Genomic DNA, 13,572 nt, shown 5'->3' on the forward strand with positions numbered 1-13,572 from the left:
GCTTATCCGCCCCACACTGCGAGGTGCCGCCATGCGAAACGAGAACATCGTCGAATTCCCATCAGGGCGACTGTTAGTCCGGCCGCTGACGAGGTGTCAGACGGTCGCTGCGCTGGTCAAGCGGATCGCCTCTCGGGGCGGCCCCCGCCCAAACGCGAGGAAACGCCCTCCTCTGACCCTCGCCCTCGACGATCTGACCGGAGTCTCGGATGCGACCGTCGATCTGCTGACATCGCTCGCCGAAGAACGCGTTTTATCCCCGGCATCGGCGGCGAGACTCGCGATGCGCCATGCCCACGAGGTCGGCCAACCGCGCTACGGATCGGTCGGCACTCCGCAGGCGCTCACGTACAGCCATCATCTCAAGCTGGCCGGCGACTTGTTCGGGCGCTTCGCCTTTCGGATCGAGGAGCGGACGAGTGGTGCCTGGGTCGCGTGCGCGACGTTCGCCACCCTCGATCTCCTGTCCGAGGTGTGCCCGATGGGCGGTATGCCGTTCTGCATCCTTCCGGGCCTGGAAGGGCAATCGCCGCCTTCGATCATCGTCCGCCTCCCGCGCAACTGGCGGATCGAGCTTGCGAGTCGGACAGCGGGCACGGATCGCGCCGCCGAGCGACATGTGCTCGTCGTCGGCGGGCTGCCGGATTCGGGACGACGCCGCGCGACGATCGTCGCCGGCGTCCGGGACGGCCTCCGTCGGAGCGGCTTTCGTGTGCAACCTCGGCAGTCTTCGTCATGCGTTTCCGAGACGCCCAAAGAGCGGAATAGACTGGCGTACCGTCACCTCGTCCTGATCGAGATGGCGTTTCCGGGTTTGATCCGTGTCCTCGGAGAGAAGCGATGATCGGGGGCGACGACGTCCGCCGGGCGCAACACCCGATGCCTGGAGATTCGATGGAGCAGAAGCCCTCGAAGCGCGAGGGGTCCGAAGACGCGGCTCGCCATCGCATCGACCCCGAAGCTATGCTGGCGCGTTTCGGCCGACAAGATCGTTCCGAGCGATTGCAGTCCGACGAGGACGTGTCACGCGACGAGTATGCGCCGCGCATAAACGACGCCGTCCATTCGTCCGACGATCCAGCCCCAGTCGCGGCGGCCGTACTGATCGGTCGGACGCTTGCAAAAGACCCGGACGCATCAAGGCGCATTGTGGACGAAGCGCCGGTTCTGGTCGTGGAATGCTCAAGCGAAGCTTGGATCGAACCGACCGCCCACGCTCTCATGCGCTGTTTCGGATCACGGCCGAGCAAGAAGCTGCCTTCGCCCCCGACAGACACGCGAGATGAGCGGCGTGGCGCCATCGTCATCAAGGCTCGCGCCGGACGATCCTGCGCGCATCCAAACGAAAGTACACAGGCTGCGCGAGCCCTCCGTGGCTACCTGCCTCTGATTGGGATCGTCGCTCCCGGCGCGATCCGACTTCCGGAAGAGCTTGAGCGCGCCTGCGAAGGGCGAATCGTCCTGGGCACCCTCGAGCCCTTCGATTTGACGCTCGTCGTGCGGCAGATCGTCGGGTCGGTTCCGTCAACGACCCTTTGCCCCGAGCTCGCCGCGGAAGTCGGCCCGATGGACCTGCGCATAGCACTGCATCCGGCGCGCGGACCGGAAGGCGCACTCGAACGTTTGAGATTGGTACTGGAGCGGCGACGCACGCTCCCGCCGGCAAGCAAGATACCGCGACTATCCGAACTTCACGGCTACGGAGCCGCCGCCGAGTGGGGACTCGCTGCGGCAGCCGATCTAGTAGCTTACGGCTGCGGACAACATTGGTCGTCCTGCGAGCAGGGAGCGCTCCTCACTGGGGTACCTGGCGTAGGCAAGACTTTGCTCGCGGCAGCAATCGCGAGGGAGGCGAACGTCCCATTCCTGGTCGGATCGCTCGCCCAATGGCAGGCTGAAGGCGAGGCGCATCTCGGGACGACGCTCAAAGCAATGCGCACCTTCTTCGGAAACGCCAAGAAGGTCGCGCCATGTGTCGCGCTCGTCGACGAGCTCGACTCTTTCGGTGATAGGCGCAAGCTCGAAAGCCATAACCATCACTATGGCGTCCAGGTCATCAACGGCTTCCTCGAGTGCCTCGATGGCGACGGTGGCCGCGAGGGAGTGCTACTGGTCGGCGCAACCAACAACCCGGGATGGATTGATCCCGCGATCCTGCGATCAGGCCGGTTCGACCGGCAGATCGCGATCGAAGCTCCCTCGCTTTCCGATCTCGCCGCGATTCTTCGATACCATTTGGGGCAGGAGCTTCCTGGAATCGACTTGCTTGGAATCGCAAGAAGAGGCCTCGGCGGGACCGGTGCGGATTGCGCCGCCTGGGTCAGGCGGGCTCGTGGACGAGCACGCCGGGCCGGTCATGCACTGAAGGAAGCCGATCTGATGCGTGAAATCGCGGGAGCAACCGGCGAGCTTTCTATCGAAGAAGACCAGCGAGTTGCAATCCACGAGGCAGGTCATGCAGTGGTGGCGCGAGTTCTCGGCCTTCCAGTTGGGGATCTCGTTTTGCGCTCCCCTGGGCATGGAGGAGACGGCTACATGGGTTTCCGGATGCCGAAGGTCGTAACCCGGAAGACGATGGAAAACGTTCTCGCCGTGCTCATGGCCGGACGCGCCGCTGAAATCATAGCCTTCGATTCACCATCGGCAGGCGCGTCGACTGACCTGGCACTCGCCTCGAAGTTTGCACGCGACATGCACCTTCGCTGGGGACTCTGTGACGTTTTGGCCGTGCAAGATGCAGCTGACACGGCTCCCATGATCGATCTTCGGATCGAGCGGGCACTTCGCAGCGCATCCTCGGCCGCACTTCGACTGTTGGCGGCAAGGCGACGTGATCTAGAACGCTTGGCTGAGGCCCTGCTGGAACGAAGGTCTCTCACCAGCGAGGACATCGAATTGATCCTGATCCGGACAGGGCGACGATCACAAGCTCATCCCTGGTGATGACGAGCGCGATTCAGCGGCGAGGTCGCTTGCGTTCGATAGCGGCGGATTTTGCGGCACTTCGGGTTCTGATGTGGAATGCGCAAGCCGTTCACGCTGGCTGCGCACGTCCTCGATACACCCTTCGAGGGCGACCACCTCAGCCCCGCAAGTCCGCTTCTCCTTGGTCGGAGATGGCAGGTCGGCGCGGCGCATCTCCTGCAGCACGGCGGCCTCAAGCTCGGCCAAGCTCCAATTACGGCGGTTGTCGCAGTCCGCCCCCGAACGGCGTCGACGCAGACAAGGGCCCTCCCGCAGTTTTTGGCGCCGCGGGTTCGCACGACCATCGGGGCTCCGCAGCCGGCACACTTCGCCAACCCAAAAAAAGGTTTGTGACCATCTTATTGCGCGAGCCGGGCGCCAGGGCCTGGGACTTCCGTGCCTGGTTAGCAAGGTGGAATTCACCCTCGCCGACGATCCGGGGATAGTAGTCCCGGAACGGAACGCCGACGGAGCGGCGCACCCCTTCTCGTCACGGCCGAATGCCTGGTACTCGCCGAGCACGGCGTGGTTCGAGAGAATCTTCGCGATATCGGACGGCTGCCCATCGGTTCCGCCCAGGAAGGGCGGCACCGTCGCGCCATCCTTGTCGTTTAGGTGCTGACGATCGTCCGCCGTGTTCCTATCAGGGCGGTGGTGGTTGGCTCAGTCGCCTTCCAGACCTATCCCGACCTCCTCGAGATGTGGATGCCGGCCGCCTTGAGCCGTACCGACGACCTCGACGTCGGACAATCCCAGTCCATTGCCGTCGCCGTGGAGGACCGATTGGCGTCCGACCTGGAGACCGTGCTCAGGAAGGTGGACGACCGCTTCACGGCGATACCAAACGCGCTCGACGGGTGGCGGACGATGCGGTACTCGATCCGTTGGTGGCAGGACGAGATCTTCTCCGTCGACATCCTCAGTCCCATGCAAAGCCCCGAGTTACCCCGGATCGGTTCCCTCCCCGCGATCCGCTCGGACGCGCAATTCCTGGGCTACCTCGATTTCCTGCTATACTATGAGGTCAACAGCGTTGCCCTGCAGGGTGCTGGCATCCCCATCAACGTGCCGGATCCGACCCGATACGCCCTCCACAAGCTCATCGTCTCGCAGATGCGCGTGGCCAGCGACGCGCCGGACGACCTCCGCGACCTGTGGCTGGAGCTCTGCGAGCGGGCGCTCTCGTGGCGATGGAAGGCGATGCGGGCGCTCTCGCAGCTACCGCCCGAGATGGCAGCCACCTGCGGGGCCGACCCCGAGCCCGGCCGCGACGATCGCGACGCTGCGAGCGCCGACGTCGCGCAGGCCGGGGACGAGGTGGATGAGACGAGTGACGACACCCTCCAGCCGACCTGGGATGCGTAGCCGGGCGACGTCCCATCGACGTCGGACTTCGGCTACGAGGCGGCCCCGCGCGAGCGCCGCTGGGACGGACGATGCGCGGGAACACCATATGCCGCTTCTGGCGGTAGAGCAGGGAGAAGACTGTGCCCAAGCTGAAGGACCTTCTCGACGAGGCTCTTCGCGAGACATGGTCGATGCATCACGGACCGATCGAGGCGTGGCACAGGGAGACGCCGGGTGCCCCCTTCGGTCCCAGCATCGCCGCGGGAGACGAAAGAGGATCGTACCAGACCAGCACGAAGGCCATGAGCGCCCTTGCGGAGATCGCCGACCGGATCATGGCGAACGACGCATCCCTCCGACGCACGGTTGCAGTCGATACGGCTCGACGCGAAGCCGCGACAACACTCGGCGAGTTGCTCAATCAGCTCGCGGCGGCAAACGACCCCGACGCCAACTGGACCGCCTTTAAGGCCCGGTACCTCGAACGGCTCAACCGCGGGAGGTCCCGCATCACCCACTACTTCCCGGTCTGGCTGTTCATCAGGCAGCAGGTATCGGACTTCGACGTCGGGCCCGTGGCTTTCCGTTCGCCAACATCCTGGATCGACGAGGTCGAGCGCCGCCGGGGGCAAAGGTCGACCTGGATGGATGGCGTCCTCGCCATCTGGAACGGCGCGAAGGCCGATCGCGACACCCCTGTCGAGGTGCGATCGGTAGCGCGATCGGTACATCCGGACCAATGGGTCGCTTGCGTGACGATCGAGGGGTTCGAGGGCGCCGAGTCCTACCGGCGGTCACTCGTCGCGACCCGCGCCGCCCTCAACGTCCTGAGGCTCCTGGTCGCCTCTCCCGAAAATGCCCGCATCCACGCCGCCGCGGACCATGGGCCGCCCGGGATCGTCGACCGGTTGAACCAGCGGGACGGCTTCGACCTATCGCACGGCGGGTCCTTGCATCGGTCGGGCCTGTCCGGCGCACCCGGTATGGCGGCGAACATCATCGGTCCCCATGCCGCGTTCCTGGAGGCCGCGGGACGTCGCATCAGGCTCACGCTCAGCGTGGATCCCGCCGCCGTCGCGTGCCCGACGCTCTCCGACCGGCTTCTCAACGCGCTCCACTGGTATGGCCGCGGCTGCACCGAGGATGCCGACTTCGAGGCTCTCGTCGACTTGGCGATCGCGCTCGATGTCCTCTCGGGCGCGAAGGAGGAACCCGGAATTCTGGAGCTTTCGGCGAGGCTGATGCGGATCCCGCGATCACACCGGCTGATCAGTGATGGGACGACGCTCAAACAGTTCGTCGGCCACCTCTACGGATACCGGTCCAAAATCGCGCACGGATCGATCCTTGCCCTCGACGAGCACCTGAGAAGCGAGAGGGGACAAGCGGAAGCGTTCACGGCAGCCGTCCTGGTGCGCTACATCGAGGCCCTCGATGCACATGCATCCTCCGGCGGGTCGGATGATCGCGATGGCTTCAGGGACGCCCTGCCGCACATCCCTCCGGATCCGTGATCATCGTCCGCCGGCCGCCGTCTCCGAATGACGCCGCGAGGCGAATGCCCCGTGCCGTGGCACCCGATTGCGAAGCGGTCCGTCCGCGACCGCCAGCAATCCCGCGGAGCGAGGCGACACATCCGCCCAGGTGGCCCATCACGCGACGGACGCGCCCACGAACCGCGCCAGCCGCTCCCGCAGTTGGGCCGCCTCGGCCTCCGCCACCTCGAAGACCTCGTGCCGCGACGCCATCCCGACCTTCCCGATCCACAGGATCCTGCGCCACGCCGGTTAAGATCGGATGCCTTTTCGGGTGACGGTCGCGCGGTAGCGCTAACCCACGACCTGCTCCTCCGAGTTGCCACGGCCCTCCCAGGGACCCGCCATGAAACGCTCCGGAGCGCCCATCCGCGAGACTAGGAGCCACTGCAACGCGCGCGAGACCGGCATGCCGCCTCGAATCCTGTTCACTCCGGAAAGTCACCGGTCTCACCGAGCCACAGACGGCGGCCGCCTCGGGCTGAACCGCCCCTACCCCACCATCGAGGAGCACGACGAGGCGCTGATCGCCCGCCGGAACGCCGCAGTCGGACCGGGCGACATCCTCTGGCACCTCGGCGACGTCTGCCATCGCTGCCCGGTTGATTGGGCCCGCGCCATCTTCGCGCGCTTCAGCGGCCGACGCCGCTTCCTCGTGCGCGGCAAACACGAAAAGATCAACGTGCGCCTTGCCTGGGACGTGATGTTCGCCGTCGCCCGCGTCCCGGAGCCGCTCGCCGGAGGCGGCGTCCAGGGCGTCTGGTGCTCCCACTACATCCAGCGCGACTGGCTCCGCCTCCACCACGGCGACATCTGACCTGACCGGCACCTATGCCGAGGGCGAAGAGTCAATCTAATCTGCAAGGCGCCGCGCCAAGTCATTCCAATCGTTTCGAAATTGTTGGCTGTTATTGCTTGGGGATCATGCGTTTTGCTGCGGAGGCCCTCCACCCATCGGCCACTCCCTGCCGATCGCCCCAGGCAGCGGCACGATCTCCGGCGCAGCTGCGACAGAGCGACGTTATCGAGCTTGACGGCAGACCAAGGGCCCGAGGCGGTACGCTGCTAAGGCCGTAGGAAAGTCGATAACGCGGAAGGCCGACCCATGACGATCGAGCCTCCGCGTTCCGTACCTTCGGATGAACGCCTGTCGTTCCTTTGTCGTGCCTTCATCCGAGCCGGCGACATGAGGACGGGTCAGGTCGATAGATCGGCATCTTCGTTCTCGACTGGTCATGACCCGCAACTGCGGGGTCCCGCGTCTCATGGCTGCGACCGGGCGCTTCTCCGAAGTCCCGCTGCCGAACGGCCGTCGCCGTGGACTAGCTGAAACAGGGTACAACATGAACAGGTTGTGGCCCCCGGCGGCCGCGATCTCCAGGGCGCGCTTGGCGCCCTCCTGCCCCTTGATGTCGGCGAGGTCCGGCAGCGGCCCGGCCGGCGCGGCGACGGCGGGCTCCGGCCGCGCCATCACCTGGCTGCCCTTGAAGTGGTTGGCGAGCTGGATCAGCGAGCGCGGCGCGAGCACGTCGAGGTCGCCCCCCGCCCAGGCCGCCTCCGGCCCAGTGGACGCCGGGCAGATGAGCCCGAGCCCCCGATCGGCCGCCGCCATCGCGGCCGGCAGCACGCCGCTCACCGCCGTGATGCTGCCGTCGAGGGCGAGCTCGCCCAGGACGCAGTAGCCGGCGAGCGCGTCCGCCGGGATCGCGCCGATGGCCGCCATGACGCCCAGCGCGATCGGCAGGTCGAAATGCGAGCCTTCCTTGGGAAGATCCGCCGGGGCGAGGTTCACCGTGATGCGCTTGGCCGGCAGCGCCAGCCCCGAGGCGATCAGCGCTCCGCGGACCCGCTCGCGCGATTCCGCCACCGCCTTGTCGGGCAGACCGACGACGGTGAACACCACCGAGCCCGGCACGATCTGGACCTGCACGTCCACCGCCCGCGCCTCGATGCCCTCGAAGGCCACGGTGGCGACGCGGGTGACCATTCGTGCAGTGTCCTCGCCGCCGCGTTCCGGTACGGCCAAGATGTGCGGCAGATTCGGTGGCGGCTCAAGGGGATCGTCGCCATGGAACTCCGCCGCGGCACGCCTGTTCACAGCCGGAAACAATTGCCGGATCGGAGACAGCCATGCGCCTGACCACGTCCCTTCTCGCCCTGACCTTGATCGCGGGCACCGGCCTCGCCGCCCGCGCCGACGAGAAGCTTCCGCCCGATCAGCAGGCCAAGGTCGAGGCCATGCTCAAGCAGGAGGGCTTCACCAAGTGGAAGGAGATCGAGCTCGACGACGGCATGATCGAGGTCGACGACGCGATCGACGCGAGCGGCAAGCAGTTCGACCTGAAGCTCGATCCGAAGACCCTGGCCATCGTGAAGCGCAAGGCCGAGTGAGGCAGCGCTTCGGCTGCGCTTCGACTCGGCTTCAGCAGCGCTTGCGTTCGGGCCGAGGCCCGGCCATATAGCCGGCGGGGGGTTGGCGAGGGACGTTTCACTCGCCAACCGGGTCAGGTCCGGAAGGAAGCAGCCCTAACGAGACCGAGCGGGTCTTCGTCCAGCCTCCCACCTCATTCCACGGCGCGCGGCAGCCGGACCCAGACACGGCATGGACGCTACGACCGGCACGCCTGACGACGAGCCGGGCCTGCCCGGGTTTCCAGCGCCCCCCGCCGCGGCGACGCCCTACCGGGTGCTCGCGCGCAAGTACCGCCCCACCAATTTCGGCGACCTGATCGGCCAGGACGCGATGGTGCGGACCCTCGCCAACGGGTTCGCGGCCAACCGCATCCCGCAGGCCTGGATGCTCACCGGCGTCCGCGGAGTCGGCAAGACCACGACGGCCCGCATCCTGGCGCGCGGCCTCAACTACGCCCGCGCCGGACAGCCCGACACCGGCCCGACCGTGTCGATGCCGGAACTCGGCCTCCACTGCGCGGCGATCATGGAATCCCGGCACATGGACGTGCTGGAGATGGACGCCGCCTCGCATACCGGCATCGACGACGTCCGGGCGATCATCGACGGCATCCGCTACGGGCCGGTCTCGGCGCGCTACAAGGTCTACATCGTGGACGAGGTCCACATGCTCTCCGAGAAGGCGTTCAACGCCTTCCTGAAGACGCTGGAGGAGCCGCCGCCGCACGCGAAATTCGTGTTCGCCACCACGGAGATCCGCAAGGTCCCGGTGACGATCCTGTCCCGCTGCCAGCGATTCGACCTGCGCCGGGTCGAGGCGCCGACCCTGCACGCGCATCTCGCGAAGGTCTGCGCGGCCGAGGGCGTATCGGTCGAGGACGAGGCTCTGGGCGCCATCGTGCGCGCCGCGGAAGGGTCGGTGCGCGACGCGCTCTCGCTGCTCGACCAGGCGATCGCCCACGGCGCCGGCACGATCACGGCGCAGAGCGTGCGCGACATGCTGGGCCTCGCTGACCGCGCCCGGATCCTCGCCCTGTTCGAGGCGGTGATGCGCGGCGCGGTGCCGGCCGCCTTCGCGGAGCTGCGAGCGCAGTACGATTCCGGCGCGGACCCGTCGGTCGTACTCTCGGATCTCGCGGCCTTCACGCACCTCGTCACCCGGCTCAAGGTGGTGCCGGAAGCCGCCGCCGACCCGACGCTCAGCGAGACCGAGCGCGTCCGCGGCGCCGCGTTCGCCGAGAAGCTGTCGATCCGCGCCCTGTCGCGGGCGTGGCAGATCCTGCTGAAGGCGATTCCCGAGGTCCAGGCGGCGCCCCGGCCCCTCGCGGCCGCCGAGATGGCGATCGTGCGCCTCGCCTACGCGGCCGACCTGCCCACACCCGACGAGGCCCTGCGCCAGCTCCGGGCCGAGGCCGCCGCCGCGCCCGCGGACGAGGCCCCGGCCGCGTCAGCCCGGCCGCCCCTCCCGCCGATTCCCGACCTGCGCGGCGGCGGTTCCGCGGCGCTCGCCGCGGCACCCCGCACGGTCGCGCCGGAGCCCGTCCCGGTCGCGGCGCCCCTGGCCGCGCCCGTCGCGCTGAACGCGCCGGCGAGCGTCCCGATCAGCGCGCCCGCAAGTGCGCCCGTCGGTGCGCCGGCGCCGAGGCCGGCGCCCGCGGCACCGCCGACGCCGCGTCTCGGTCGGTTCGAGGACCTGATCGCGCTGGCCGACGCCAACCGGGACATCCTTCTGCGGACCGCGCTGGAGCGCGACGTCCACCTGGTGCGCTTCGAGGAGGGCCGGATCGAGTTCCGCCTCGCCTCCGGCGGCCGGTCGAGCCTCGCCAACGACATCGCCGCCGCCATCGAGCGCTGGACCGGGCGGCGCTGGGTGGTGGCCCTGTCGAAGGACGAGGGCGCCCCGACCCTCGACGCGGCCGCCCGTGCCGCGACCGAGACACGCCGGGAGAACGCCGCCGCCGACCCATTCGTGCGCGAGGTTCTGACGCGCTTCCCCGGGGCCGAGATCGTCGACGTGCGCGAGACAATCTCCGAGGCCCTCCCCTCCGCCGAGCAGGAGATCCTCGGGGAAGGTGACGCCGCGCGGGTCGGCGAGGTCGAGGACGACGACGCCTGACGCATGGTGGCGCCCGGGCCGCGCCATACCCAGATCAGACGAGGAAACGGAAAGAGAGCCGCATGCGCGACCTGATGGGCATCATGAAGCAGGCTCAGGCCATGCAGGAGAAGATGGCCAACCTGCAGTCCGAGATGGACGAGATCGAGGTGACCGGCGCCTCCGGCGGCGGCTCCGTCCGGGTCACCATGAGCGCCAAGGGTCAGATGAAGGGGGTCAGCATCGACCCCTCGCTGATGGTCGCGGACGAGCGCGAGATCCTTGAGGACCTGATCGTCGCGGCCTGCAACGACGCCCGCGGGAAGGCCGAGGCGACCATGCAGGAGCGCATGGCCGAGCTGACCAAGGGCCTGCCCCTGCCGCCGGGCATGAAGCTGCCGTTCTAGGACGCATCCCGGACAGGACGTCCGAACCGTCTTCGCGCGCGCAGCGAAGCAATCCAGCGTAGCGCGACCGGGCTGCTTCCCTGCGCTCGCTAAGACGAACGGGACGGGCGGCCCCGCGGGCCGCCCGCTCTCTGTTTACGCCGCGATCGCCTGCGCGGTCGGCCCGGCGGCGCGCACGTCGGCGTCGACATGGGCCTCGAATCGCTTGAAGTTGTCGTCGAACATCTTCACGAGCCGCGCCGCCGTCTCCACGAAGGCGCCCTTGTTGGCCCATGTCTTCACCGGCGTCAGGATGTGCGGCTCGACGCCCGGAACCGAGACCGGCACCGCGAAGCCGAAATACGGGTCGCGGCGGAACTCGGCCTGCGCCAGCGAGCCGTCGAGGGCGGCGCTCAGCAGGCGGCGCGTCACGCGGATCGGCATCCGCCGGCCGGTGCCGACGCCGCCGCCGGTCCAGCCCGTGTTGACCAGCCAGCAATCGACGCTGTGCTTGGCGATGAGGTCGCGCAGCAGGTTGCCGTAGGTGCTCGGATGCCGCGGCATGAACGGCGCGCCGAAGCAGGTCGAGAAGGTCGCCTCGGGCCCGGTCAGGCCGCGCTCGGTGCCGGCCACCTTGGCGGTGTAGCCCGAGAGGAAGTGGTACATCGCCTCGGCGCCGGTGAGCTTGGCGATCGGCGGCATCACCCCGAAGGCGTCGCAGGTCAGCATGACGATGTTCTTCGGATGCCCGGCCCGGCCGGAGGCGCTGGCGTTGGCGATGAAGTCCAGCGGGTAGGCACAGCGGGTGTTCTCGGTGAGCGACGCGTCGTCGAAATCCGGTGCGCGGGTGACCGGATCGATGATCACGTTCTCCATCACCGTGCCGAAGCGCTCGGTGGTGGCGTAGATCTCCGGCTCGGCGTTGCGCGAGAGGCGGATGGTCTTGGCGTAGCAGCCGCCCTCGAAGTTGAAGATGCCCTCGTTCGACCAGCCATGCTCGTCGTCGCCCAGCAGCTGGCGGGAGCTGTCGTTCGACAGCGTCGTCTTGCCGGTGCCCGAGAGGCCGAAGAAGATCGCCGAGCCGCCCTCGGCATCGAGCGCCGCGTTGGCGGAGCAGTGCATCGGCATCACGCCCTGGCCGGGCAGGATGTAGTTCAGGTAGGTGAAGACCGACTTCTTCATCTCGCCCGCGTAGGCGGAGCCGCCGATCAGCACGAGCTTCTTCGAGAAGTCGATGGCGATCACGGTCTTCGACCGGCAGCCGTGCCGGGCGGGATCGGCCTGGAAGCTCGGCAGGTCGATGATCGTCATGTCCGGCACGTAGGACGCGATCTCGGAGCGGTCCGGACGGATCAGCAGGTTGCGGATGAACAGCGAGTGCCACGCGAACTCGGTGAAGACCCGGGCCTTGACCCGGTAGGCCGGATCGGCGCCGCCGTAGAGGTCCTGGGCGAACAGCTCCTTGCCCTCGGCGTGCTTCAGGAAGTCCTGGCGCAGGGTCTCGAATTGCTCGGGCGTGATGGCGCCGTTGTTGTCCCACCAGACCTCGTTCTCGGTGCCGGCGTCGCGCACCACGAACTTGTCCTTGGGCGAGCGGCCGGTATGGCTGCCGGTGGTGGCGACGAGGGCGCCGCCGCGGGCGAGCTGCGCCTCCTTGCGGGACAGGGCCTCCTCGTAGAGGCGCGGGGCCTCGAAATTCCAGTGGACGGCCTTGAGGTCGCGGAAGCCCGCCGCCTCGGCGCCGTGGGCCGCGTTGTGATCACCGATGTTGGTCATGATCGTATCTCCCGGGCCCCTGTTCGACCGTCGACGCGACTGAGCCGGACGGCACCGCCGTCCGGGTTTGCCCGGGAGACGTCCGTGCGGTCGTACAGGACCGCCGCACGCAGGTTCTCCGTTCCCGGCCGCTCGCCATCCCACTCACGCGTAGGCGGCGAAGCTTCGCTGTCATAATGGGCTCCGCCGGGAGCCCGCAACGTGTACAAACAGGTTAGACCACAGTCGTGGACTCAGGAACCCAGGTCTGTAAGCAGTTCCGTTCGTCGTGCAGCATAATGCCACCGGCGAAGCGGCGTCGGAATACCCATATACCACATACGATGGACCGCATCGGCGCGCGGACCCTTGCGCGGCGCCCGGCGCCGTCTATGCCCGTCCCGATCCGCAGCCCCTTCCTCGCCCCAGAGGCACGATGCCCCAAGCCGTCGCCGGCCCCGAGATCGAGCGCCTGATCCAGCTCCTCGCCCGCATGCCGGGCCTCGGACCGCGCTCGGCGCGGCGGGCTGCCCTGCAGCTCATCAAGAAGCGCGACACGCTGCTCGGGCCCCTCGCCGACGCGATGCGGGTGGCGGCCGACCGCATCATCGTGTGCACGAGCTGCGGGAACGTCGACACCTCCGACCCGTGCACGATCTGCCGCGACGCCGAGCGGGATCCGACGACGCTCGTGGTGGTGGAGGACGTGTCCGACCTCTGGGCGCTGGAGCGGTCCGGGGCCGTGAAGGCGCGCTACCACGTGCTCGGCGGCGTCCTCTCGGCGCTCGACGGCGTCCGTCCGGAGCACCTGAACCTCGCGAGCCTCGTGGAGCGCGTGGCCCGGCCCGAGGTGACCGAGGTCATCCTGGCGCTCAACGCCACCGTCGACGGCCAGACCACCGCCCACTACGTCACGGAGTCGATCCGGCACTGCGACGTGAAGGTCACGCGCCTCGCCCACGGCGTGCCGGTCGGCGGCGAGCTCGACTACCTCGACGAGGGCACGCTCTCGGCGGCGATCCGCAGCCGGACGGTGTTCTGAGGGCCGGCGACAGGTCGCGAACCGGTATTTGACCGG

General features: G+C 68.0%; 11 protein-coding genes, 1 other RNA gene and 1 pseudogene. 10 read left to right on the forward strand and 3 right to left on the reverse strand.

Annotated elements, in window-relative coordinates:
- Positions 1-31 precede the first annotated feature (31 nt).
- Positions 32-844, forward strand: coding sequence for a hypothetical protein (locus H288_RS0111740; protein ID WP_146074020.1), 813 nt, complete (start codon positions 32-34; stop codon positions 842-844).
- Between the two features lie 50 nt (positions 845-894).
- A complete protein-coding gene (locus tag H288_RS33950; protein WP_158684209.1) occupies positions 895-2,943 on the forward strand; it encodes an AAA family ATPase in 2,049 nt (682 codons plus the stop codon).
- Here H288_RS33950 and H288_RS35105 read toward each other — a convergent pair.
- Positions 2,923-3,171 (reverse strand): hypothetical protein, encoded by a 249-nt coding sequence (locus tag H288_RS35105; protein ID WP_158684210.1) that lies wholly within the window; start codon positions 3,169-3,171, stop codon positions 2,923-2,925. The two genes, H288_RS33950 and H288_RS35105, sit on opposite strands and share 21 nt — an antisense overlap.
- Positions 3,172-3,579: 408 nt before the next feature.
- Here H288_RS35105 and H288_RS33510 point away from each other — a divergent pair, with 408 nt between their 5' ends.
- From H288_RS33510 to H288_RS32300, 3 genes are all read left to right on the forward strand, one after another.
- Positions 3,580-4,329, forward strand: a complete 750-nt coding sequence (locus H288_RS33510) for a GSU2403 family nucleotidyltransferase fold protein (protein ID WP_051123741.1) — start codon at positions 3,580-3,582, stop codon at positions 4,327-4,329.
- Between the two features lie 122 nt (positions 4,330-4,451).
- Positions 4,452-5,825: a HEPN domain-containing protein gene (locus H288_RS0111755; RefSeq protein WP_020092782.1), complete on the forward strand. Its 1,374-nt coding sequence runs from the start codon at positions 4,452-4,454 to the stop codon at positions 5,823-5,825.
- A gap of 430 nt (positions 5,826-6,255) precedes the next feature.
- Positions 6,256-6,663 carry a hypothetical protein gene (locus H288_RS32300; protein WP_020092785.1) on the forward strand — a complete coding sequence of 136 codons (408 nt, stop codon included), beginning with the start codon at positions 6,256-6,258 and terminating at the stop codon, positions 6,661-6,663.
- Between the two features lie 525 nt (positions 6,664-7,188).
- On the opposite strand, the pseudogene H288_RS32305 reads toward H288_RS32300, so the two are convergent.
- A pseudogene (locus H288_RS32305) lies at positions 7,189-7,833 on the reverse strand (magnesium chelatase domain-containing protein); the annotation flags it as partial.
- A gap of 143 nt (positions 7,834-7,976) precedes the next feature.
- Here H288_RS32305 and H288_RS0111780 point away from each other — a divergent pair.
- The 4 genes from H288_RS0111780 (at position 7,977) to H288_RS0111790 (ending at position 10,760) form a co-directional block, all read left to right on the forward strand.
- On the forward strand, positions 7,977-8,237 hold the full coding sequence (locus tag H288_RS0111780) for a PepSY domain-containing protein (RefSeq protein WP_020092787.1): 261 nt from the start codon (positions 7,977-7,979) through the stop codon (positions 8,235-8,237).
- 75 nt (positions 8,238-8,312) lie between these two features.
- Positions 8,313-8,411: signal recognition particle sRNA small type (gene ffs / locus H288_RS33955), an RNA gene on the forward strand.
- A gap of 37 nt (positions 8,412-8,448) precedes the next feature.
- Entirely contained in the window at positions 8,449-10,374 is a 1,926-nt protein-coding gene (locus H288_RS0111785; protein ID WP_020092788.1) for a DNA polymerase III subunit gamma/tau, read from the forward strand.
- Positions 10,375-10,436: 62 nt separating this feature from the next.
- A complete protein-coding gene (locus H288_RS0111790; RefSeq protein ID WP_020092789.1) occupies positions 10,437-10,760 on the forward strand; it encodes a YbaB/EbfC family nucleoid-associated protein in 324 nt (107 codons plus the stop codon).
- A 135-nt stretch (positions 10,761-10,895) separates the two neighbouring features.
- Here the strand turns inward: H288_RS0111790 and H288_RS0111795 are convergent, their stop codons facing one another.
- The gene (locus tag H288_RS0111795) at positions 10,896-12,515 is read right to left on the reverse strand and encodes a phosphoenolpyruvate carboxykinase (RefSeq protein WP_020092790.1); all 1,620 of its coding nucleotides are present in this window, start codon (positions 12,513-12,515) and stop codon (positions 10,896-10,898) included.
- A 415-nt stretch (positions 12,516-12,930) separates the two neighbouring features.
- Here H288_RS0111795 and recR point away from each other — a divergent pair, with 415 nt between their 5' ends.
- Positions 12,931-13,536, forward strand: a complete 606-nt coding sequence (recR, locus tag H288_RS0111800) for a recombination mediator RecR (RefSeq protein ID WP_020092791.1) — start codon at positions 12,931-12,933, stop codon at positions 13,534-13,536.
- Positions 13,537-13,572 lie beyond the last annotated feature (36 nt).

This window comes from Methylobacterium sp. 285MFTsu5.1, from assembly GCF_000383455.1.
Taxonomy (GTDB): domain Bacteria; phylum Pseudomonadota; class Alphaproteobacteria; order Rhizobiales; family Beijerinckiaceae; genus Methylobacterium.

Coding starts and splice junctions, on each gene's coding strand:
- H288_RS0111740 (WP_146074020.1), top strand. CDS start 32: ATGCGAAACGAGAACATCGTCGAATTCCCATCAGGGCGACTGTTAGTC.
- H288_RS33950 (WP_158684209.1), top strand. CDS start 895: ATGGAGCAGAAGCCCTCGAAGCGCGAGGGGTCCGAAGACGCGGCTCGC.
- H288_RS32300 (WP_020092785.1), top strand. CDS start 6,256: ATGCCGCCTCGAATCCTGTTCACTCCGGAAAGTCACCGGTCTCACCGA.
- H288_RS0111780 (WP_020092787.1), top strand. CDS start 7,977: ATGCGCCTGACCACGTCCCTTCTCGCCCTGACCTTGATCGCGGGCACC.
- H288_RS0111785 (WP_020092788.1), top strand. CDS start 8,449: ATGGACGCTACGACCGGCACGCCTGACGACGAGCCGGGCCTGCCCGGG.
- H288_RS0111790 (WP_020092789.1), top strand. CDS start 10,437: ATGCGCGACCTGATGGGCATCATGAAGCAGGCTCAGGCCATGCAGGAG.
- H288_RS0111795 (WP_020092790.1), bottom strand. CDS start 12,515: ATGACCAACATCGGTGATCACAACGCGGCCCACGGCGCCGAGGCGGCG.
- recR (WP_020092791.1), top strand. CDS start 12,931: ATGCCCCAAGCCGTCGCCGGCCCCGAGATCGAGCGCCTGATCCAGCTC.